Below are 20,650 nucleotides of genomic sequence, written 5' to 3' on the forward strand. Positions count from 1 at the left end.
CACCCTCCGGGGGTCTCACCAATCGATGGGACGGGTGGCGCCGATCAGGCAGCGTCCCTCCGCGAGCTGCGGCATGACCTCCGTGACCAGCGCGCCGGTCGAGGGACCCACCTGCCCGATGAGACACTCCTCCTCGCCCCAGCGGACGGAGAACTGCAGACTCTCTGCGGGATTCCCCACCGTCGTCGCGTCGTTGGTCACCTGCATGGCCTGCCGGTCGAACCCCGCGCCGATCAGGGCGTCGATGTACGCGCGTCCCTCCCCACGACGCTCGGAGTCCCAGACGGCCTGCGCCGCGGCGGTGAAGACCGGGAGATTGTCCGCCGCGGTGCCGTCCGGCACCAGCACCGGCTCCGCGGGCGGCGCGGTCGTCGCCGAGGGCGCAGGGGACGGTTCGGCCGTCTGCACGGGATCCGGCGCGCACGCCGCGAGGCCGAGGGACACGGCGACCAGCACGCAGAGACCCGCCGTCGCGCGAGCGAGCGGAAGGGGCGTTCGTCGAGGCACGGCCCGAGTCTACGGGGCCGGTCCGCGTGGCCCGCCGAACGGATCGCCGACCGACGCCACACGCTCGACGGTCCGCACCGCTCTCAGAACGGCGTGCCAGCCGGCACCGGGGACGCCGCCGCGTCGGTCGCGGCCCAGGAGGCGTCGACGCGCGAGCGCCCCTCGGCATCGCCCGCGGAGTCTCCCTCCGCCGAGCCGGCGCCGGTCGGACCATCCTGCTGCTCGTCCCCGGCGTTCGGGGACGGGTCTTCCGGGGTCGATCGACTCGAGCGGAGGTAGGCCGACGTGCCCCACCGGAGGTCGTGACCGATGGCCTCGGCGTCGATGTCGACGCTCGTGCCGCTCTTGCCGTTGCTCTCCCAGTTCCGGATCCGCAGGCGTCCGGTCACGATCACGCTGTCCCCGGTGCGCAACGAGGCCTTCGCGTGCTCACCGAGCTGGCGGTACGCCGCGACCGAGTACCAGTTGGTGCCGGCGTCGACCCACGACTGGCTGGCCGCGTCGAAGCGCCGGTGGGTGCTCGCGAGCCGGAAGTTCGTCACGGGCACTCCCCCGCCGGTGCGCCCCAGGGTGGGATCGGTCGCCACCTTGCCCACGATCGTCAGTGTGTCGGTCATCGTCTTCTCCTCGCAAAACCCCGAGTCGTCGCTCGGATGGATCAAGGATCGAGGACCGCGGCCCCCGTCGAGCCACCAGGAGCCGTCATCGGTGGATCCGAGGGAATCCCCGGTCAGTGTGGAGGAAGTGTGCGGCCACCGACGACATCCCATCCGGCGCCGATGTCGGTGGCCGGTCGTAGGTTCGGGAGAGGAAGGAGAGAAAGATGACCGACACCCGTACGACCGTCACGATGCCGCAGCCGTTCGCCACCCCTCGGATCACCTCCACCCGCGAGGTGCTCGTCCGCGCCGCCGACCAGCTCTGGCGGGTGCAGGACAAAGCCTCGGGCCGCGTCCTCGGGCACCTCCGCACCCGCGTCGAGCCGCTCGGACTGCGCTACCGGGCGGAGAGACTGCAGCTCGCGACCGGGGCGTTCCGCCTCATCGGCGAGTTCTGGGGGCCGGACGATGCCGTGTCGGCCCTGCGCCACTCATGACGACGGGTGCTCGACTGGTGCCCCCGGCAGGATTCGAACCTGCGACCGGCGGATTAGAAGGCCGCTGCTCTTCCGCTGAGCTACGGAGGCGAGTAGGTCTACCGTACCGTGCCCGCCCCCGCCCTCAGCGCCGTCGATAGGATGACGACATGGTGAATGCGTCCGAGAACGATCGACTCGTCTGGATCGACTGCGAGATGACGGGGCTCGATCTCTCGATCGACGAGCTCGTCGAGATCGCCGTCGTCGTCACCGATTTCGAGCTCCGCCCCGTCGACCCCGGGTTCCAGGTCGTCATCCGTCCCAGCGACGCGGCGCTCGCCCACATGAACGACTTCGTGACGGCCATGCACGAGACCTCCGGCCTGACCGAGGAGATCCCGCACGGCATCTCGCTCGCCGAGGCCGAGAAGCAGACCCTCGACTACATCCGGCGTTTCGTGCCGCTCGAGCGCAAGGCTCCCCTCGCGGGCAACACCATCGGCACCGATCGCATGTTCCTCGCCAAGTACATGCCCCAGATCGATCAGTACCTCCACTACCGCAATGTCGACGTGTCGAGCATCAAAGAGCTCTCCCGCCGCTGGTACCCGCGTGCATTCTTCCAGGCGCCGTCCAAGGACGGCGGTCACCGCGCTCTGGCGGACATCCTGGAGTCCATCCGCGAGCTGCAGTACTACCGCGAGGCCGTGTTCGTCGGTGCGCCCGGGCCGACCAGCGACGAGGCGAAGGAGATCGCGAGCCGCACCGTGTCGGAGTTCACTCCGAACATGTAATAGACTCGTGAGGTCGCCTGCTCCGGCAGGCACATGGTGGGTATAGCTCAGCTGGTAGAGCGCTGGCTTGTGGTGCCGGATGTCGCGGGTTCGAGTCCCGTTACTCACCCCAGAGAAGAGGCTCGGCCCCTGTGGCCGGGCCTCTTCGCCGTTCGTGCAGCGGCCGCCCCGCTCGTCTCCGTCGCGGGACAGGACGGCGGTGCCCCGGCCCTAGACTGACGGGGTGTCACTCGCGGTCTGGTTCTCGCTGTTGACGGCATCCGTGGTGATCAGCTTCACCCCCGGCGCCGGCGCCATCAACACGATGTCCAATTCGCTGAACCAGGGCTGGCGTCGATCGATCTGGGGCATCATCGGGCAGCAGCTCGCGTTGATCGTGCACGTCGCCATCGTCGCCGCCGGAGTGGGCCTGCTCGTCTCGCGATCCGAGCTCCTCTTCAACGGCATCCGATATGCCGGTGCAGCGTATCTCGTGTATCTCGGCGTCCGCCTCATCGTCGCCCGGCCGGAGATCGTCGCACCGGACGATCCGAGTGCTCCGAACGCCTCGCGAGAGGGACACTGGTCGATGATCCGGCGAGGATTCTGGGTCAATCTGCTCAACCCGAAGGCCATCGTCTTCTTCCTGGCGTTCATCCCGCAGTTCATCCGTCTCGACCAGCCACCCCTCCCCCAGTACCTCGTGCTGCTGGCGACCGTCATCGTCGTCGACGTTCTCGTCATGTGGGGGTTCTTCGCCGCGGCCGCGCGTCCGTTCCGACGGCTCACGCGCTCGCCCCGGGGCCAGCGCGGGCTCAACGCCGTCTTCGGGGCACTCTTCATCGGCGTCGCGGCACTGCTGGTCCTGCTTCACTGATGCCGGCGACGGGCCCTCGTCGCTCTAGGCTGGACGGGATGGAGATGGATGCCGCGACCTTCGAGGAACTCGTCGTCGACGAGCTCGATCGCCTGCCCGACGACATGGTCGACGGGCTCGAGAACGTCGTCTTCGTGGTGGAGGACCGCCCGGAGGACGGCAGTCTCGACCTGCTCGGTCTCTACGACGGACTCGCGCTGACCGAACGCACCCAGTACGGGATGGGCGAACTCCCCGACCGGATCGTCGTCTACCGTGAGCCGCACCTCGCCTTGAGCACCTCCGAGGACGAGCTCCGTGACGAGGTGCACACCACTCTGGTCCATGAGATCGCGCACTTCTACGGGCTCGACGACGCCCAGCTCCATGAGATGGGGTGGGCATGACCGCTCCTCTCGCCCTTCCGGACCAGTCCGAGGCCACCGACCTGTCCGCTGCCCCCCTGGAACCGTGGCAGCTGGTCGTCTGGAACGACCCGGTGAACCTCATGAGCTATGTGGCGCGCGTGTTCCGCACGTACTTCGGCTACTCCGCCGACAAGGCCACCGCCTTGATGCTGGCGGTGCACCACGACGGTCATGCGATCGTCGCGACCGGTCCGCGCGAGACCATGGAGGTCCATGCGCGGGCGATGCACGACTTCGGCCTGTGGGCCACGGTGCGGAAGGCGTCGGAGTGATGGCCCCCGGATTCACGATCTCCCTCCTGCGCGTCGAAGGGATGCGGCTCGCGTCCTTGGTCGACGAGTTCCGCGGCCTGCTCAGCGACGGCGACCCGACGGACGCGGCGATCCTCCGCCTCACCCCCGACCCCTACCCCGGGGATGCCGACGCCGGCCGGTCGTACGCCGAGAGCACGCGGAGCGACATCTACGATCGCCGTCGAGCGGATGCCGCGGCCGTCCGTGCCGCGCTGGCCGAGTTCCCCCTCGACGCGGACGGGCTCAGCGAGGAGGACGCGCTGCGGGAACACGACGTGCGCGTGACCGCCGCGACGCTCGACTCCTGGCTCCGCACCCTGAATGCGATCCGGCTCGTCCTCGCGGAGCGCCTGGAGATCAGCGCGGACGACGATCACGATCCCGCCGATCCGCGCTTCGCCGTGTACGAATGGCTGGGTTATCGACTCGAGCTGCTGATCCAGTCCGCAGACGAGCTCCCGCCTTCCTGATCCTCTCAGGGCACCATGACGACGCGGGTCGCGAGCGATTGCGGCCGGTGGCGTTGGATATGTCGGCGTTCCTGTTCCGCCCAACGCTCCCAGTGCGGGCGGTACGTCTCACCGTCGCGCTCCAGCGCCCGCGCTCGGCGCACCGGCTCAGCGGCTTCGACCCAGATCCCGATGTCCGCGAGAGCGGCCGTCGCCGGGGTGAGCACCCCGCTGCCTTCGACGATCACGCCGAGTGCCGGATCCACGCCATGGCTCTCCGCCTCGGTGCCGGCGACCCAATCCCAGCGGCGCCAAGTGCCCAGCATCCCCCGCCCGTGCGGGCGGAGGATCCATTCGCGCGCACGCTCGACACCCTGCTCCAACCCATCCCATCCGGGATAGAGGGAATCCAGGGCGATCACCTGCACGCGGCCGTCGATCGGCCACTCCGCCGCCAGGAGTCTGGCCAACGACGACTTGCCCGCCCCGCTGCGCCCGTCGATCAGCACGACGGGATTCGCGGTCGCCAGGGCGCGCACGTCGTCGCGGATGTCGGTCACCGCACGCGCGAGCGCGACAGCGACCGGATCGTCACTTCTTGAGTGCACGGATGATGCGGGAGAGCGCCCGACCGGTGACCCAGACGAACGGGACCGCGACCGCCAGCAGGGTCACGATGTTGGGCTCGAACCGGAGCCCCTCCTCACGGCGCACGTAGACGCCGACGGGGATGGACATCCCACCGCCGCCTCCGCCTTCCGCGCCGTCGCCGCTGCCTCCTCCGAAGCCGGAGTAGGTGATCGCCACGGGCGTGATGCTCACGCCGTCGACGTCCTGAGGTTCACCGTAGGCGCTCTTCACTCCGAGGGAGGCGGCCTGCTTTCCGAGTTCGAGTGCGATGTTCGGCATGGTCTCACGGTATCCCACCCGTGCGTCCCGCGCGATCAGTCGAGTCCGTGGGCCTTCGGATGCCGAGCCGCGCCACGACCGTCGCCTCGACCCAGATGACGCGCCCGCGTGATCGTGGCATTGCCGAAACGCGCGACCGCGTCATCGACCGCACCCTCGACCTTCCGCCAGTCCTCGTCCTCATCCCACAGGCCGAGCATCCCGCCGCCGGCCGGCTGCAGCTTCTCGGCGCGCACACCCACGAGCCGAATCGGATCCCGACGTTCGATCTGCTCGAAGAGCGCCTGGGCCGCCTCGCCGATCCGCTGGCCGACCGCCGTCGGCTCGGCGAGCGTCTGCGACCGGTTCACGGTGCGGAAGTCGTCGAAGCGCACCTTGATCGACACGGTCGCGGTCTCCCACTCGGCGCGCCGCAGCCTCGCCGCGACCCGGTCCGCGAGACGGAGAAGCTCCGCCCGGAGGAAGACCCGGTCGCTGATGTCGTGATCGAAGGTCTCCTCGTGGCCGATGCTCTTCTCGACCCGCTCCGTCTCGACGGTACGGGCGTCTTCACCCCGCGCGAGCTGCGCCAGGCGCGCGCTGAGGGCTGGCCCCACCGCCCGCTCCAGCATCTCGGGCGACGACTCGCGGATGTCGGAGATCGTCCGGATGCCGCGAGCCTCGAGTGACTCGGCGGCCTTGGGGCCCACGCCCCACATGGCGCGCACGGACTGCGGACCGAGGAACTCCTGGGTCCGCTGGGCGGGGACGATGAGCATCCCGTTCGGCTTGGCGGCGGTCGAAGCCATCTTGGCGACGTGTTTGGTGGCCGCGACCCCCACGCTGCAGGTGATGCCCACCTCGCGCTCCACGCGTTCGCGGATCAGTTCGGCGATGCGGCCGGGACTCCCCCAGAGGCGCCGCACGCCCTGGACGTCGAGGAACGCCTCGTCGACCGAGAGCGGTTCCACGAGCGGCGTGAACGACTCGAAGATCGTCATCACCTGCCGCGACACCTCCTGATAGCGGTGGAAGTGCGGCGTGACGATCCGGGCCGTCGGACACAGCCGCATCGCCTGACCCACCGGCATCGCGGAGCGCACGCCGTAGCGCCGCGCCTCGTAGGACGCGCTGGAGACGACCGACCTGCCGTCCGCCCCGCCGATGATCAGCGGGAGGCCGCGCAGGCTGGGATCGTCGAGCACCTCGACCGCGGCATAGAACGCGTCCATGTCGACGTGCAGGATGCGGGTGCCGGTGTCGTCGGCGCCCGCCGGCGACACCATGCGCCCTCTGCCGTCGCCGTGTCCCATGGGTCCATTCTCCCTCGGACCACCGACAGCGGCCCGAGGGAGAGCTGCGCTCACTGTGCGGCGCGCTCCAGGATGAGCTCGCGGACCCGAGCGGCGTCCGCCTGGCCCTTCATGGCCTTCATGACCGCACCGATGACCGCGCCGGCGGCCTGCACCTTGCCGTCCTTGATCTTAGCGAGGACGTCGGGCTGCGCCGCGAAGGCCTCATCGATCGCCGCGATCAGCGCGCCGTCGTCGGAGACGACCGCCAGTCCGCGCGCGTCGACGACCTCCTGCGGCGTGCCCTCGCCCGCGATGACGCCCTCGAGCACCTGGCGGGCGAGCTTGTCGGTCAGCGTGCCCGAGTCGACCAGCTTCTGGAGCGCGGCGACGTTCTCGGGGCTGACGAGTTCCGCCGCGTCGCGACCCTGAGCGTTCGCGAGGCGGGCGATCTCACCGGTCCACCACTTGCGCGCCGCCGCCGGAGCGGCGCCCGCGGCGATGGTCGCCTCGACCTCGTCGAGGATGCCGCCGTTGCGCACGTCCTGGAACTCCAGATCCGTGAAGCCCCACTCGGACATCAGGCGGCGACGACGGGCGACCGGCTGCTCCGGCAGCGCGGCGCGGAGCTCCTCGATCAGCTCGGCGGCGGGCTGCACGGGGAGCAGGTCGGGTTCCGGGAAGTAGCGGTAGTCGTCGGCATCCGACTTCGGGCGCCCCGGCGACGTCGTCCCCGTGTCCTCGTGCCAGTGCCGGGTCTCCTGCGTGATGGTCCCGCCGTCGGCGAGGATCTGCGCCTGGCGCTGGATCTCGTAGCGCACCGCGCGCTCGACCGAGCGCATGGAGTTGACGTTCTTGGTCTCGGTGCGGGTGCCGAGCTTCTCCGCGCCCCGGGGACGCAACGAGACGTTCGCGTCGCACCGCAGGTTGCCGCGCTCCAGCCGGGCCTCGGAGATGCCGAGCCCGCGCACGATGTCGCGGATCGCGGCGACGTAGGCCTTCGCGACCTCCGGTGCCCGATGCTCGGTGCCGAAGATCGTCTTCGTCACGATCTCGACGAGCGGCACGCCTGCCCGGTTGTAGTCCACCAGCGAGTACTCCGCGCCCTGGATGCGACCGGTCGCGCCACCCATGTGGGTGAGCTTGCCCGCGTCCTCCTCCATGTGGGCGCGCTCGATCGGGATCGTGACGATCGTGCCGTCCTCCAGCTCGACCTCGACCGAACCCTCGAAGGCGATCGGCTCGTCGTACTGCGAGATCTGATAGTTCTTGCCCAGATCCGGGTAGAAGTAGTTCTTGCGCGCGAACCGGCTGGACTCGGCGATCGAGCAGCCGAGCGCCAGGCCGAGGCTGATCGACGAACGGACGGCCGTCTCGTTGACGACCGGCAGCGACCCGGGGAGCCCGAGGTCGACCGGGGCGATCAGGGTGTTCGGCTCGGCGGCGTGGTATGCCTCGTTGGCGGGATTGGGCGCGTCCGAGAACATCTTCGTATTCGTGTTGAGCTCGACGTGCACCTCGAATCCCAGAACGGGCTCGAACATCTCCAGCGCCTTGTCGAAGTCCATGAGCTTTGCGGCGGCCATCAGCGGTTCCCTCCTGCGAGCTGGGGCGCGCGGGTGAGGAGCGGGGCGCCCCACGAGTCGACCAGCAGCGCTTCGAGCGCCGCTCCGACGCGGTAGAGGCGAGCGTCCTCCCGCGCGGGGGCGAGGAACTGGATGCCGACCGGCAGACCGTCCTCCTCGGCGAGGCCGCTCGGGATCGAGATCCCCGGCACGCCCGCGAGGTTCGCGGGGATCGTGGTGAAGTCGTTCAGGTACATCTGCAGCGGATCATCCACCTTCTCGCCGAGTTTGAACGCGGTGGTCGGCGCCGACGGCGTCGCGATGACGTCGACGTCGGCGAACGCGCCGGCGAAGTCCTGCTGGATCAGCGTGCGCACCTTCTGGGCGCTGCCGTAGTAGGCGTCGTAGTACCCGGCCGAGAGAGCGTAGGTGCCCAGGATGATGCGTCGCTTGACTTCGTCGCCGAATCCGGCGTCGCGCGTCGCCGACATCACGTCCTCGACCGTGGGGTTGCCGTCCGGAGTGACCCGCAGCCCGAAGCGCACCGAGTCGAACTTCGCGAGGTTGCTCGACGCCTCCGCGGGGAGGATCAGGTAGTAGGCGGCCACGCCGTACTCGAAGTGCGGTGCGCCGACCTCCACGATCTCCGCACCCTGCGCTTCCATGAGAGCCAGCGCGCTGCGGAACGACGACGCCACTCCCGCCTGGAAGCCGCTGTCCGGGAGTTCCCGGATCACACCGACGCGGAGGCCCTTGAGAGCGTCCCCGCGCGCGCCCTCGCGGGCGGCGTCGGCGAACGAGGGCCACGAGTCGCGCAGCGACGTCGAGTCCTTCGGGTCGTGGCCGGCGATCACGTCGTGCAGGAGCCCGGAGTCGAGCACCGTCCGCGACACCGGACCGACCTGGTCCAGGCTCGAGGCGAGGGCGATCGCACCGTACCGGCTCACTCCGCCGTAGGTCGGCTTCACGCCGACGGTCCCCGTCACGTGCGCCGGCTGCCGGATCGAGCCACCGGTGTCGGAGCCGAGGGCCAGCGGGGCCTCGAACGCCGCGACGGCAGCCGCCGAGCCGCCGCCCGAGCCGCCGGGGATGCGGTCGAGATCCCAGGGGTTGCGGGTGGTTCCGTAGGCCGAGTGCTCGGTCGAGGAGCCCATGGCGAACTCGTCCATGTTGGTCTTGCCCAGCGGCACCAGCCCGGCGCGACGGGCGCGGGCGACGACCGTCGCGTCGTACGGCGAGCGGTACCCCTCGAGGATGCGCGAGCCGCTGGTGGTCGGCTGGTCGGTCGTGACCAGGACGTCCTTGATCGCCAGCGGCACACCCGCCAGCGGACCGACCGTCTCACCGGCGGCGCGCTGCGCGTCGATCCGGGCGGCCGTGTCGAGCGCGTGCTCGTTGACGTGGAGGAACGCGTGCACGTCGCCGTCGACCGCCGCGATGCGGTCGAGATGGGCCTGCGTCGCCTCGACGCTGGACACGTCGCCGGAGGTGAGCCGGTCGGCGAGCTCGGCCGCGGTCAGTCGGATGAGGTCGCTCACTGCTCTTCTCCCAGGATCGCGGTCACACGGAAGCGGCCGTCGGCGGCATCCGGGGCGTTCTGCAGCACCTGTTCATGCGTCAGGGTCTGCCCCACCTCATCGGGGCGGAAGACGTTGCTCAACGGGATCGGGTGGCTCGTCGCCTCCACGTCGGCGGTCGCGACCTCCGACACCTTCGCGATGTTGTCGACGATGGCGTCGAGCTGGCCCGTGAGCCGCGTCACCTCGTCGTCGTTCAGCTGGATGCGCGCGAGCACGCCGAGATGGCGCACAAGATCAGGGGTGATTTCAGACACGTCCCCAGTCTAGTTGTCGGGTCCCCCGCCACCCACCGCCGGTGCGCCGGAGCCCGCCCCTATGCTGGGCGGGTGAGCACCTTCCAGCCTCCTCGCCCGTGGGTCGCCAGCTACGGCGCCGGTGTTCCCGAAGACCTCGCGCCCGTGTCGGGGTCGCTGATCGACATCGTCGCGGCGTCGGCACGGGACTACCCGGATGCTCCGGCACTGCAGTTCTTCGGCCGGGAGACGACGTACTCCGATCTCCAGGACTCCATCGATCGCGTCGCGGCCGGGCTGCACGATCTCGGCCTCCGCGCCGGAGACCCCGTCGCCATCGTGCTCCCCAACTGCCCCCAGCACATCGTGGCGTTCTACGCCGTCCTCCGTCTCGGGGCCGTCGTGGTGGAGCACAACCCGCTGTACACCCCGCGGGAGCTCCGCAAGCAGTTCGAGGACCACGGCGCGAAGCACGCGATCGTCTGGAACAAGGTCGTGGGCGTCGTGCAGGAGTTCCCCGCCGACCTGGCCGTCACCAACCTGGTGTCCGTCGACGTGACGACGGCCATGCCGTTCCTGACGCGGGCCGCGCTGCGGCTCCCGATCGCGAAGGCTCGGGAGTCCCGCGCCGCGCTCACCACCCGCGTCCGCGGCACAGTGAGCTGGGACTCCCTCCTCGGGCACGCCCCGATCCCCTCCTCGCACCCCCGCCCCTCGACGGACGACCTCGCGATCATCCAGTACACCTCCGGCACGACGGGCACGCCGAAGGGCGCCGCTCTCACCCACCGGAACCTGCTCTCCAACGCCGCGCAGGCGCAGGCGTGGGTGCCCTCGATCCAGCGCGGCAAGGGCTGCGTGGTGTACGCCGTGCTGCCGATGTTCCACGCGTACGGGCTGACGCTCTGCCTCACGTTCGCCATGTCGATGGGTGCGCGGCTCGTGCTCTTCCCCAAGTTCGATCCCGATCTCGTTCTCGGCGCCATGCGGAAGCATCCGGCCACCTTCCTCCCCCTCGTCCCTCCGATCGCCGACCGCCTCCTCTCGGCCGCGACGCAGAAGGGCATCTCGCTCGACGGCATCGAGGTCGCGATCTCCGGCGCCATGGCGCTCCCCCACGAGCTCGTGGTGCCGTTCGAGGCCGCGACGCACGGCTTCCTCGTCGAGGGGTACGGGCTGAGCGAGTGCTCGCCGGTACTGATGGCCAACCCGGTGGCCGACAACCGCGTCCCGGGCACCGTCGGACTTCCCCTTCCGGGGACGGAGTGCCGCGTCGTGGACCCGGAGGATCCGACACAGGACGTCGCGTCAGGATCGGCCGGCGAGCTGCTCGTCCGCGGACCGCAGGTCTTCGCGGGCTACTACGGCAAGCCGGAGGAGACGGAGGCGGTCTTCGTCGACGGATGGTTCCGCACCGGCGACATCGTCACGATCGACGACGCGGGCTTCGTCCGCATCGTCGACCGGATCAAGGAGCTGATCATCACCGGTGGCTTCAATGTGGCGCCGACCGAGGTCGAGAACGCGCTGCGCCAGCATCCGCAGGTCGAGGATGCGGCGGTCGTCGGGCTGTCTAGCGTCCACTCGGGCGAGGAGGTGGTCGCAGCGATCGTCGTCGACGGCGGTCAGGACGTCGACGTCGAGGCGATCCGCGAGTTCGCTCGCAGCATCCTCACCCCGTACAAGGTGCCGCGACGGCTGTTCGTGGTCGACGAGCTGCCGAAGTCGCTCATCGGCAAGGTGCTGCGGCGTCAGGTGAAGGAGCGCCTGGTCGCGCTGACGAGCGGCGCCTGAGCCCGCCTTCGCACGCACGACCCGTCTCCGGGGCGCTACCCTTGGGAAGTGACCCCTGAAGACGCAGCGCCGACCGACGCCCCCGAGAACTCCCCCGCCACCCCCGGATTCGAGGACCTCGGAATCACCGGGCCGGTCCTGAAAGCCATCCGCGACCTCGGCTACGAGACCCCGTCGCCCATCCAGGCGGCGACGATCCCCACGCTGCTCTCCGGCCGCGACGTCGTCGGCATGGCGCAGACCGGGACGGGCAAGACGGCGGCCTTCGCGCTCCCCGTCCTCGAACGCCTCGACGTCTCGCAGAAGACCCCGCAGGCGCTGGTGCTCGCCCCGACGCGCGAGCTCGCGCTGCAGGTGTGCGAGGCATTCGAGTCGTACGCGTCGAAGATGAAGGGCGTGCACGTGCTGCCCGTGTACGGCGGACAGGGTTACGGGGTGCAGCTCTCCGCCCTCCGTCGCGGTGTGCACGTCGTCGTGGGCACACCCGGCCGCATCATGGACCACCTCGCGAAAGGCACGCTGGACCTTTCGGAGCTGCAGTACCTCGTGCTCGACGAGGCGGACGAGATGCTGAAGATGGGCTTCGCCGAGGATGTCGAGCAGATCCTCGCGCAGACGCCCGAGGAGAAGCAGGTGGCGCTGTTCTCGGCCACCATGCCCCCGCAGATCCGCCGCCTCGCGCAGAAGTACCTGCGCGACCCGGAGGAGATCACGATCACCTCCAAGACGGCGACCAACAAGAACATTACGCAGCGCTACCTCGTCGTGTCGTATGCGCAGAAGGTCGACGCGCTCACCCGCATCCTCGAGGTCGAGAACTTCGACGGCATGATCGTCTTCGTCCGGACGAAGAACGAGACCGAGACACTCGCCGAGAAGCTCCGCGCACGTGGGTACTCGGCGGCCGCGATCAACGGAGACGTCCCCCAGGTCCAGCGCGAGCGCAGCGTCAACCAGCTCAAGGACGGCAAGCTCGACATCCTGGTCGCGACCGACGTCGCCGCCCGCGGCCTGGACGTGGAGCGCATCAGCCACGTCGTGAACTTCGACATCCCGACCGACACCGAGTCGTATGTGCACCGCATCGGACGCACGGGCCGCGCCGGTCGCACGGGTGACGCCATCAGCTTCATCACGCCGCGGGAGCGCTACCTGCTCAAGCACATCGAGAAGGCGACGCGCCAGGAGCCGACGCAGATGCAGCTGCCGACGACGGAGGATGTGAACTCCACCCGCCTCACGCGCTTCGACGACGCGATCACCGCCGCACTCGGCGACCCGTCGCGCATCGAGACGTTCCGTGATGTGATCGCCCACTACGTCCGCAACCACGACGTGCCCGAGGCCGATGTCGCCGCGGCTCTGGCGATCGTGGCCCAGGGCGACACCCCGCTGCTGCTCGACCCGGCCGACGATCCCCTCGCCCGGGCGGTCGCCGCGGACAACCGCCCGCCGCGCGAACGGGCCGCTCGCGAGCAGCGCGAGCCCCGCACCGAGCGACGCGGACGCGGCGACTACACGCCGTACCGGATCGAGGTCGGTCGTCGCCACCGCGTCGAGCCGCGTCAGATCGTCGGCGCCCTGGCGAACGAGGGCGGGCTCGGCCGCGACGACTTCGGCGTCATCAACATCCGCCCCGACTTCTCGACCGTCGAGCTGCCGGCCAACCTCGATCCGTCCGTGCTCGAGAGGCTCCGCGACACGCGCATCTCGGGCCGCCTCATCGAGATCACTCCCGACCGCGGACCGCGCGGGCGCCGCCCCTCGGGGCCGCGGGATTCCGAGGGGCGCGATCGCGGTGACCGCAGCGGCGGACGGGGCGACCGCTTCGAGCGCCGGGATCGGGACGACCGTCCGCGTCGCGACCGCGACGACCGGCCGGCCCGCAGCGACCGCGACGACAGGCCCTCCCGAAAGCCGCGCCACAAGAACTGACTCCGCCCGCCGGAGGTGCCGCGAACGGGTGCCCGGTCCGCCGCACGGCGCGCGGACCGGGTGATCCCGGCGCAGCGGTGTCGCCGACGCCGATCAGGCCCCGTCGAGCGCGTCCGGTCCTTCGGTGACCAGGACGCGGAACTGGGCGGCGTCGAGGATGCGGATGCCGAGCTCCTCCGCCTTTCCCAGCTTCGAGCCCGCTCCGGGTCCGGCTGCGACGAAGTCGGTCTTCTTCGAGACGCTGGAGGCCGCCTTGCCGCCCGCCTGGATGATGGCCTCCTGTGCACCCTCGCGCGTGTAGCCTTCGAGCGATCCCGTCGCGACGACCGTGAGCCCCTCCAGGACCCCGCCGGCCTGCGCGGCGGCCCCGGGCCCGGGGTGCCCCGGGGTGGACCACTGCACGCCCGCTTGCGTCCACCGCCGGATGATCTCCTGGTGCCAGTCGACGGCGAACCAGTCGAGCAGCGAGTCGGCGATGATGCCGCCCACTCCTTCGACGGAGGCGAGCTCTTCGCGGGACGCCGCACGGATCGCATCGAGGGAGCCGAACCACTGCGCCAGCGCGCGCGCCGCGACGGGGCCGACGTGGCGGATGTTGAGCGAGACCAGCAGGCGCCACAGATCCTTCGACTTGGCCTTCTCCAGCTCGGCGATGAGGGTGACGGCCTGCGACGACGGCTGCGGACCCTCGAGCCCCGACTTCCTCTCCGCGGCCGTGGGATTGCGCCGGAAGGGAGCGCGTGTCTTGACGAGACCGTCGTCGTCCTCCTTGGGGAGCCCCGTCTCGGCGTCCCGGACGAACAGCTCGATCGGCACGAGCTGCTCCAGCGTCAGGTCGAACAGCCCGGCCTCGGTCTCCAACGGCGGCACGGCCGGCGACGTGGGCTGGGTCAGCGCCGCAGCCGTCACCTCGCCCAGCGCCTCGACATCCAGCGCACCTCGCGATCCGATGTGCTCGACGCGTCCGCGCACCTGCGCGGGGCACGATCGCGCATTGGGGCATCGGAGGTCGATGTCGCCCTCCTTCATCGGCCGCAGCGGGGTGCCGCATTCCGGACACACGTCCGGCATCACGAACTCCCGCTCGCTCCCGTCGCGCTTCTCGACGACCGGCCCGAGCACCTCGGGGATGACGTCGCCGGCCTTGCGGAGCACGACCGTGTCGCCGATCAGCACGCCCTTAGCCTTCACCACGTCCTTGTTGTGCAGTGTCGCCTGACGCACGACGGAGCCGGCCACCTGGGCCGGAGCCATGACGGCGAACGGGGTGGCGCGTCCTGTCCGCCCGACCGAGACCACGATGTCGAGCAGCTGCGTCTGCACCTCCTCGGGCGGGTACTTGTACGCGATCGCCCATCTCGGGGCGCGGCTCGTGGCGCCGAGCTCGTCGTGGAGGGCCAGCTCGTCCACCTTCACGACGATGCCGTCGAGCTCGTGCTCGACGTCGTGACGATGCTCGCCGAAGTGCTCGACGAAGGCGACGACCTCGTCGACGCTTTGGCAGACCCGCGTGTGCGGACTCACCGGGAGACCCCAGGCCGCGACCAGGTCGTAGATCTCGCTCTGCGCGGACACCGGCGGGTCCGGCCAGGCGCCGATGCCGTGCACGTAGAGCGACAGCGACTCGATCCGCAGCAGGCCGGCCTCGAGCTCGAGCCCGTCCTTCTTGTCGATCTGCTGGCGCAGCCCGCCGCTCGCGGCGTTGCGCGGGTTGGCGAAGGCGGGGAAACGGCGCGCCGCGGCGCTGCGGGCCTTGTCCTCGTCGAACGGTCTTTTGGCGCCCCGGCGCGTCTCCCACCTCGCCAGTGCGTCAGCGTAGGCGCGCTCGCGGAACGCGGCCTGGGCGGCGTTGAGCCGTTCGAACGCGGCCACCGGGATGAAGACCTCGCCCCGCACCTCGACGATCGCGGGATGCCCCTCACCGGAGAGCCGCTCCGGGATGTCGGCGAGGCGCAGCGCGTTCTCGGTGACGATCTCACCGACGCGCCCGTCCCCGCGGGTCGCGGCAGACGTGAGCACACCGTTCTCGTAGCGCAGGTTGATGGCGAGGCCGTCGATCTTGAGCTCGGTCAGCCAGGCGACCTCGCGCCCGGCGGAGGCCCGGGTCTTGGCCGCCCACTCGCGGAGCTCCTCGACCGAGAAGACGTTGTCGAGGCTGAGCATCCTCTCCGCATGCTCGATGGTCGCGAGGCCCGTGGCCTCCGCGGCGCCGACCATCTGCGTGGGCGAATCCTGGCTCTGGAGCTCGGGGTGCAGCCGCTCGAGCTCTTCGAGCCGGTGCATCCACCCGTCATAGGTGAAGTCGTCGACGAGGGAGGTGTCGCGCCCGTAGTAGGCGTCCTTCGCCTCGAGGATGCGCGCGGTCAGTTCCTCTGCCTCGACGCGGGCGGCTTCCAATGAGATGATCTCCGGCACCCCGCCAGTCTATGAGCGGGGACGGACATCGGGCGGAGGACTAGGCGTCGACCGGGACGGCGGACACCGTCCGGTCGATCGTGAACTGCCCCAGCACGCGGGTGCCGAGGTACAGCACGGCGGTCTGCCCGGGTGCGACCCCGTCGAGCGGGACCTCCGGCACGACCCGGACGCCGTCGGCGTCGAGGTGCGCCGTGGCCTCGACCGGCTCGGCGTGCGCACGGATCTGCACGTGGCAGGCGAACTCGGCGTCCGCCGGCGCCGACCCGGCCCAGCTGAAGCGCCCGCCGGAGATCTCGCCGATGGCGAGGGCCTCCTTCGGGCCGACGACGACGGTGTTCGAGACGGGTCGCACCTCGAGGACGAACCGCGGCTTGCCGTCCGGCGCGGGGACACCGAGCTTCAGCCCCCGTCGCTGCCCGACGGTGAACCCGTGGGCGCCCTCGTGCGCGCCGACGACGGCACCGGAGCGGTCCACGATCTCCCCGGTCGCCGTCCCCACCTTCTCGGCGAGCCAGCCGCGCGTGTCGCCGTCCGGGATGAAGCAGATGTCGTGGCTGTCGGGCTTCTGCGCGACGCTGAGGCCGCGCGCCTCGGCCTCCGCGCGGACCAGCGCCTTCGACGGCGTCGAGCCCAGCGGGAAGTAGGTGTGCGCGAGCTGGTCGGCGGTGAGCACCCCGAGGACGTACGACTGGTCCTTGGCGTTGTCGGAGGCCCGGTGCAGCTCGAGTCCTCCCGGACCGTCGACGAGCGTGGCGTAGTGGCCGGTGCAGACCGCGTCGAAGCCCAGCTCGAGAGCGCGCTCCAGGAGGGCGGCGAACTTGATCTTCTCGTTGCACCGCATGCAGGGATTGGGCGTGCGGCCGGCCTGGTACTCGGCGATGAAGTCGTCGATCACGTCGTCCCGGAAGCGCTCCGAGAAGTCCCAGACGTAGAACGGGATGCCGAGCCGATCGGCGGCACGACGGGCGTCCATGGCGTCTTCGATGGTGCAGCACCCCCGGCTGCCCGTCCGCAGGGTGCCGCCGGCGCGGGAGAGCGCGAGATGGACGCCGACGACGTCGTGCCCCGCCTCCACGGCACGAGCGGCCGCGACGGCGGAGTCGACGCCGCCGCTCATGGCTGCCAGGATCCGCATGAGTCCAGTCTACGAGCGCGCGCCTGGACGGGACCCGCCCGCCCGGGCGTAGGCCTCCCCGATCGCCGCCACGGCCGTCGCCACGTCGTCCTCGGTGGACGTGCGGCCCAGCGAGAAGCGGAGCACGCTGCGCGCGTCCCGTTCGCTGCGTCCCATCGCCTGCACCACGTGCGAGGGCTCGGCGACCCCGGCCTGGCAGGCGGATCCGGTGGATGCCGCGACTCCCGCCATATCGAGCAGGAACAGGAGGCTCTCGCCCACGGCGCCGGGGAAGAGCAGGTGCGCGTTGCCGGGGAGTCGGTAGGTGCGCTCCCCCAGCAGCTCGGCCTCGGGCACCTGCTCGCGGATGCCGGCGACGAGCCGGTCGCGGAGCGCCGAGAGGCGCGTGGCCTCGGACTCCCGCTCTCGCTCCGCGCACTCGAGGGCGACGGCGAAGGCCCGGGCCCCCGCGACGTCCTGCGTGCCCGGACGCAGACCGCGCTGCTGGCCTCCGCCGCGGAACAGCGCGCTCATCCGGGCGCTGCGCGTCACGACGAGCGCACCGATGCCCACGGGTGCACCGATCTTGTGCCCGGCGACGCTCATCGCGACGAGCCCGATGCCGGCTCCGGCATCCGCTCGCCACTCTCGGAAGGACAGGGGCAGGTGCCCCAGGGCGGCGACCGCATCGAGATGCAGGGGCACGCCGGCGTCGGCCGCCGCGGCGGCGAGCCCTGCCGCGTCGTTGAGGGTCCCGACCTCGTTGTTCGCGACGAGCGCGGTCGCGAGAGCGGCGCCCGGGAGCGCTTCCGCGAACGTCGGCACCGGGATCCGCGCGGTCATGGAGACGGGGACGGGACGGATCACCGCGCCGAGACCGGCGAGGGCCGCGACCGTGTCCATGGTGGCGTGATGCTCGGCATCCGGGAGCACGATCGCGTCGGTGTCGGCCGCCCGGGCATGCCACAGCCCCTGCAGTGCGAGATTGATGGACTCGGTCCCGCCCGAGGTGAACACGATCTCGATCGGGTCGCAGTCGAGCACGGCGGCGGCCCGCTCCCGCGCCTCCTCGAGCAGCCGTCGCGCCTCCTGGCCCGCTCCGTGCGTCGAGCTGGCGTTGCCCACCGTCTCCGACGCCGCGAGCCAGGCGTCGCGTGCCTCAGGACGCAACGGTGTCGTCGCCGCGTGGTCGAGATAGTGCATCCCTCCACTCTCCCCCATATCGGGGCACCGGTCCCCGTTTCGGAACATTCCGCGCCCGTTCGCGAAGACAGCGCTGCCACCGCTCGGCCGAAGGCGCTTTAGGGTGTATTCATGCCCGTGTCCCGTGACTTCGCCGCGCCCGGCGGCCCAGCCCTCGACGACCTCGGCGTCCGTCTGCACGACGGGGTCGGCACTCTCCGCGTCTGGTCGCGCAATGCGTCGTCCGTGGAACTCGTCGTCTTCGAGGCGACGGACCTCGACTGGGTGACCGACCAGATCGCCCTGGAACGCACGCCCGGAGGGGTGTGGGAGGTCACGACGCCCCTGCTGCAGGCCGGGACCCGGTACGCGATCCGCGTCGGCGGGCCCCACGGTCCGGGGAACACGTTCAACCCGGAGACGCTCCTGCTGGACCCCTATGCGCGAGGCCTCGCCCAGGGCGACGGCTACGAAGAATGGCGGTCCGTCGTCATGGCGGACGGCTTCGACTGGGGCGGGTCGGTCAAGCCCCGCATCCCGCTGGACCGGACCGTGATCTACGAGGGGCACCTGAAAGGGATGACGAAGCGGCATCCCGATGTCCCCCCGGCCCTGCACGGCACGTACGCGGGTCTTGCGCACCCGGCCATGATCGCGCATCTGCAGTCGCTGGGCGTCACCTCGGTCGAGCTGCTCCCGGTGCAGGCGTTCGTCCCCGAGCCGCGCCTGCTGGAGCGCGGGCTCACGAACTATTGGGGCTACAACACCCTCAACTTCTTCACCCCCCACACGGCCTACGCCACCGAGGCGGCGCGACAGGCCGGGCCGGAGGCGGTGCTCGCCGAGTTCAAGGGCATGGTGCGGCTCCTGCACGAGGCCGGACTCGAGGTGATCCTCGACGTCGTGTACAACCACACCTCCGAAGAGGGCCTCGGGGGACCGCGCTCGAGTCTCCGCGGCATCGACAACGCGAGCTACTACCGCCAGGAGGCGTCCGGCGCGTACATCGACACCACCGGGTGCGGCAACACGCTGGACACGTCGACGGATGCCGGAGCCCGCCTCGTGCTGGACTCCCTGCGCTACTGGGCGCGGGACATGCAGATCGACGGCTTCCGCTTCGACCTCGCCACCGCGCTCGGGCGCGATGCGTCGCACACCTACACGCCGGAGCATCCGCTGCTCGTGGCGATCTCGGAGCACCCCGACCTCCAGGACGTGAAGCTGATCGCGGAGCCGTGGGACGTGGGGCTCGGGGGCTGGCAGACGGGCAACTTCCCCGCCGGGTGGCACGAGTGGAACGACCGTTATCGCGACCGCGTGCGCAACTTCTGGCTGAGCGACATCGACTACGCCCGACGAGCATCCGCACCGGTCGGGATCGGCGGCTTCGCTACCCGTCTCGCCGGATCCTCGAACACGTTCGCCGACGACCGCGGGCCGCTGGCCAGCGTCAACTTCATCACGGCGCACGACGGGTTCACCCTGCACGACCTCGTCTCGTACGACGCGAAGCACAACGAGGGCAACGGCGAGCACAACCGCGACGGCGCCGACACGAATCGTGCGTTCAACCACGGCGCCGAGGGACCCACGGACGATCCGGCGATCCTCGCCGCGCGCCGCAAGGCCATGCGCAACCTGCTCGGCACGCTCCTCCTCTCCGCCGGCATCCCCATGCTCACCGCCGGCGACGAGGTCGGGCGCACCCAGCGCGGCAACAACAACGCCTATGCCCAGGACTCGGCGCTCACCTGGCTCCCGTGGAACCTCGAGCCGTGGCAGCAGGACCTGCGGGCCCATGTCGTCCGCCTCCTCCGCCTGCGCTCGGAGAACCCGGCGCTGCGGCCGAGCCGGTACGCCCGACTCGGGGAGCACATCCCGCACGCCTCCGTCATGGACTGGTACGACCAGGACGGCCGGACGATCCAGAGCGACCAGTGGGCGGATCCCGGTCATCGGACGCTGCAGTACGTCGCCGCGTCGACTCCGGGAAGCGAGGATCCCAATCGCATCCTCCTGATCGTCCACGGCACGGAGTCGCCGATCGACGTGCGACTGCCCACGGAGATCGAGGGAGCGACGCGTTTCGTCTCCCTCTGGACGAGCGCACAGGAGCGACCGACCGATGACGAGGAGGTCTTCGTCCCCGGCGAGGTGCTCTCGGTGCCGGGGACGTCGATGCGGCTCTTCCGGGTCGAATGATGTCGTTCTTCGCGCCGGATGTCCAGCGCCTGTGCGTCATTTGAGCCGGACGGTACATTC

Annotated in this window: 20 protein-coding genes and 2 tRNA genes; 10 read left to right on the plus strand and 12 right to left on the minus strand. The window is 70.4% G+C overall.

Features of this window, described 5'->3' with window-relative positions; genetic code table 11:
• Positions 1–15: 15 nt before the first annotated feature.
• Both AB3M82_RS01210 and AB3M82_RS01215 read right to left on the minus strand, forming a co-directional pair.
• Positions 16–507: a DUF6993 domain-containing protein gene (locus tag AB3M82_RS01210; protein WP_412955049.1), complete on the minus strand. Its 492-nt coding sequence runs from the start codon at positions 505–507 to the stop codon at positions 16–18.
• 83 nt (positions 508–590) lie between these two features.
• Positions 591–1,124, minus strand: a complete 534-nt coding sequence (locus AB3M82_RS01215) for a single-stranded DNA-binding protein (RefSeq protein WP_412955051.1) — start codon at positions 1,122–1,124, stop codon at positions 591–593.
• A 206-nt stretch (positions 1,125–1,330) separates the two neighbouring features.
• On the opposite strand from AB3M82_RS01215, the gene AB3M82_RS01220 reads away from it, so the two are divergent.
• A complete protein-coding gene (locus AB3M82_RS01220) occupies positions 1,331–1,603 on the plus strand; it encodes a hypothetical protein (RefSeq protein WP_412955053.1) in 273 nt (90 codons plus the stop codon).
• A gap of 15 nt (positions 1,604–1,618) precedes the next feature.
• Here the strand turns inward: AB3M82_RS01220 and AB3M82_RS01225 are convergent.
• Positions 1,619–1,693 (minus strand) — tRNA-Arg (locus tag AB3M82_RS01225).
• A gap of 59 nt (positions 1,694–1,752) precedes the next feature.
• Between AB3M82_RS01225 and orn the strand changes: the two genes are divergently transcribed.
• The 6 genes from orn (at position 1,753) to AB3M82_RS01255 (ending at position 4,405) form a co-directional block, all read left to right on the plus strand.
• Positions 1,753–2,379, plus strand: a complete 627-nt coding sequence (gene orn / locus AB3M82_RS01230; protein ID WP_412955055.1) for an oligoribonuclease — start codon at positions 1,753–1,755, stop codon at positions 2,377–2,379.
• A 36-nt stretch (positions 2,380–2,415) separates the two neighbouring features.
• Positions 2,416–2,491 (plus strand) — tRNA-His (locus tag AB3M82_RS01235).
• Between the two features lie 111 nt (positions 2,492–2,602).
• Positions 2,603–3,235: a LysE family transporter gene (locus AB3M82_RS01240; protein WP_412955057.1), complete on the plus strand. Its 633-nt coding sequence runs from the start codon at positions 2,603–2,605 to the stop codon at positions 3,233–3,235.
• Positions 3,236–3,273: 38 nt separating this feature from the next.
• The gene (locus AB3M82_RS01245) at positions 3,274–3,621 is read left to right on the plus strand and encodes a metallopeptidase family protein (RefSeq protein WP_412955060.1); all 348 of its coding nucleotides are present in this window, start codon (positions 3,274–3,276) and stop codon (positions 3,619–3,621) included.
• On the plus strand, positions 3,618–3,914 hold the full coding sequence (clpS, locus tag AB3M82_RS01250; protein WP_412955063.1) for an ATP-dependent Clp protease adapter ClpS: 297 nt from the start codon (positions 3,618–3,620) through the stop codon (positions 3,912–3,914). Before AB3M82_RS01245 ends, clpS begins: the two co-directional genes overlap by 4 nt.
• Positions 3,914–4,405: a DUF2017 family protein gene (locus AB3M82_RS01255; RefSeq protein WP_412955066.1), complete on the plus strand. Its 492-nt coding sequence runs from the start codon at positions 3,914–3,916 to the stop codon at positions 4,403–4,405. Before clpS ends, AB3M82_RS01255 begins: the two co-directional genes overlap by 1 nt.
• A 5-nt stretch (positions 4,406–4,410) precedes the next feature.
• On the opposite strand, the gene AB3M82_RS01260 is transcribed toward AB3M82_RS01255, so the two are convergent.
• From AB3M82_RS01260 to gatC, 6 genes are read right to left on the minus strand one after another with little or no spacing between them, the layout of a single operon-like run.
• Positions 4,411–4,944 (minus strand): nucleoside/nucleotide kinase family protein, encoded by a 534-nt coding sequence (locus AB3M82_RS01260; protein ID WP_412955069.1) that lies wholly within the window; start codon positions 4,942–4,944, stop codon positions 4,411–4,413.
• 31 nt (positions 4,945–4,975) lie between these two features.
• Complete coding sequence (locus tag AB3M82_RS01265; RefSeq protein ID WP_412955070.1) at positions 4,976–5,293, minus strand: hypothetical protein; 318 nt, start codon at positions 5,291–5,293, stop codon at positions 4,976–4,978.
• A 35-nt stretch (positions 5,294–5,328) separates the two neighbouring features.
• Positions 5,329–6,585: a DNA polymerase IV gene (gene dinB / locus AB3M82_RS01270; protein WP_412955072.1), complete on the minus strand. Its 1,257-nt coding sequence runs from the start codon at positions 6,583–6,585 to the stop codon at positions 5,329–5,331.
• A gap of 50 nt (positions 6,586–6,635) precedes the next feature.
• A complete protein-coding gene (gene gatB / locus AB3M82_RS01275; protein ID WP_412955075.1) occupies positions 6,636–8,150 on the minus strand; it encodes an Asp-tRNA(Asn)/Glu-tRNA(Gln) amidotransferase subunit GatB in 1,515 nt (504 codons plus the stop codon).
• The gene (gatA, locus tag AB3M82_RS01280; RefSeq protein ID WP_412955077.1) at positions 8,150–9,667 is read right to left on the minus strand and encodes an Asp-tRNA(Asn)/Glu-tRNA(Gln) amidotransferase subunit GatA; all 1,518 of its coding nucleotides are present in this window, start codon (positions 9,665–9,667) and stop codon (positions 8,150–8,152) included. Before gatA ends, gatB begins: the two co-directional genes overlap by 1 nt.
• A complete protein-coding gene (gene gatC, locus AB3M82_RS01285) occupies positions 9,664–9,963 on the minus strand; it encodes an Asp-tRNA(Asn)/Glu-tRNA(Gln) amidotransferase subunit GatC (protein WP_412955080.1) in 300 nt (99 codons plus the stop codon). Before gatC ends, gatA begins: the two co-directional genes overlap by 4 nt.
• 72 nt (positions 9,964–10,035) lie before the next feature.
• Between gatC and AB3M82_RS01290 the strand changes: the two genes are divergently transcribed.
• Positions 10,036–11,736: a long-chain-fatty-acid--CoA ligase gene (locus tag AB3M82_RS01290; protein ID WP_412955082.1), complete on the plus strand. Its 1,701-nt coding sequence runs from the start codon at positions 10,036–10,038 to the stop codon at positions 11,734–11,736.
• Between the two features lie 48 nt (positions 11,737–11,784).
• Complete coding sequence (locus tag AB3M82_RS01295; protein WP_412955084.1) at positions 11,785–13,671, plus strand: DEAD/DEAH box helicase; 1,887 nt, start codon at positions 11,785–11,787, stop codon at positions 13,669–13,671.
• 93 nt (positions 13,672–13,764) lie between these two features.
• On the opposite strand, the gene ligA is transcribed toward AB3M82_RS01295, so the two are convergent.
• Genes ligA through AB3M82_RS01310 form a run of 3 tightly spaced genes read right to left on the minus strand, consistent with a single transcriptional unit; the run spans position 13,765 to position 18,406 of the window.
• Positions 13,765–16,086 carry an NAD-dependent DNA ligase LigA gene (gene ligA / locus AB3M82_RS01300; RefSeq protein WP_412955087.1) on the minus strand — a complete coding sequence of 774 codons (2,322 nt, stop codon included), beginning with the start codon at positions 16,084–16,086 and terminating at the stop codon, positions 13,765–13,767.
• Positions 16,087–16,126: 40 nt separating this feature from the next.
• A complete protein-coding gene (mnmA, locus tag AB3M82_RS01305) occupies positions 16,127–17,224 on the minus strand; it encodes a tRNA 2-thiouridine(34) synthase MnmA (protein ID WP_412955089.1) in 1,098 nt (365 codons plus the stop codon).
• A gap of 9 nt (positions 17,225–17,233) precedes the next feature.
• On the minus strand, positions 17,234–18,406 hold the full coding sequence (locus tag AB3M82_RS01310) for a cysteine desulfurase family protein (protein ID WP_412955091.1): 1,173 nt from the start codon (positions 18,404–18,406) through the stop codon (positions 17,234–17,236).
• A 111-nt stretch (positions 18,407–18,517) separates the two neighbouring features.
• Between AB3M82_RS01310 and glgX the strand changes: the two genes are divergently transcribed.
• Complete coding sequence (gene glgX, locus AB3M82_RS01315) at positions 18,518–20,590, plus strand: glycogen debranching protein GlgX (protein ID WP_412955093.1); 2,073 nt, start codon at positions 18,518–18,520, stop codon at positions 20,588–20,590.
• Positions 20,591–20,650 lie beyond the last annotated feature (60 nt).

Origin of the sequence: Microbacterium californiense (genome assembly GCF_047246625.1) — a bacterium.
Taxonomy (GTDB): Bacteria; Actinomycetota; Actinomycetes; order Actinomycetales; family Microbacteriaceae; genus Microbacterium.

Coding starts and splice junctions, on each gene's coding strand:
- mnmA (WP_412955089.1), bottom strand. CDS start 17,224: ATGCGGATCCTGGCAGCCATGAGCGGCGGCGTCGACTCCGCCGTCGCG.
- AB3M82_RS01215 (WP_412955051.1), bottom strand. CDS start 1,124: ATGACCGACACACTGACGATCGTGGGCAAGGTGGCGACCGATCCCACC.
- dinB (WP_412955072.1), bottom strand. CDS start 6,585: ATGGGACACGGCGACGGCAGAGGGCGCATGGTGTCGCCGGCGGGCGCC.
- orn (WP_412955055.1), top strand. CDS start 1,753: ATGGTGAATGCGTCCGAGAACGATCGACTCGTCTGGATCGACTGCGAG.
- clpS (WP_412955063.1), top strand. CDS start 3,618: ATGACCGCTCCTCTCGCCCTTCCGGACCAGTCCGAGGCCACCGACCTG.
- AB3M82_RS01310 (WP_412955091.1), bottom strand. CDS start 18,406: ATGCACTATCTCGACCACGCGGCGACGACACCGTTGCGTCCTGAGGCA.
- gatB (WP_412955075.1), bottom strand. CDS start 8,150: ATGGCCGCCGCAAAGCTCATGGACTTCGACAAGGCGCTGGAGATGTTC.
- AB3M82_RS01255 (WP_412955066.1), top strand. CDS start 3,914: ATGGCCCCCGGATTCACGATCTCCCTCCTGCGCGTCGAAGGGATGCGG.
- AB3M82_RS01265 (WP_412955070.1), bottom strand. CDS start 5,293: ATGCCGAACATCGCACTCGAACTCGGAAAGCAGGCCGCCTCCCTCGGA.
- glgX (WP_412955093.1), top strand. CDS start 18,518: ATGCCCGTGTCCCGTGACTTCGCCGCGCCCGGCGGCCCAGCCCTCGAC.
- AB3M82_RS01220 (WP_412955053.1), top strand. CDS start 1,331: ATGACCGACACCCGTACGACCGTCACGATGCCGCAGCCGTTCGCCACC.
- AB3M82_RS01245 (WP_412955060.1), top strand. CDS start 3,274: ATGGAGATGGATGCCGCGACCTTCGAGGAACTCGTCGTCGACGAGCTC.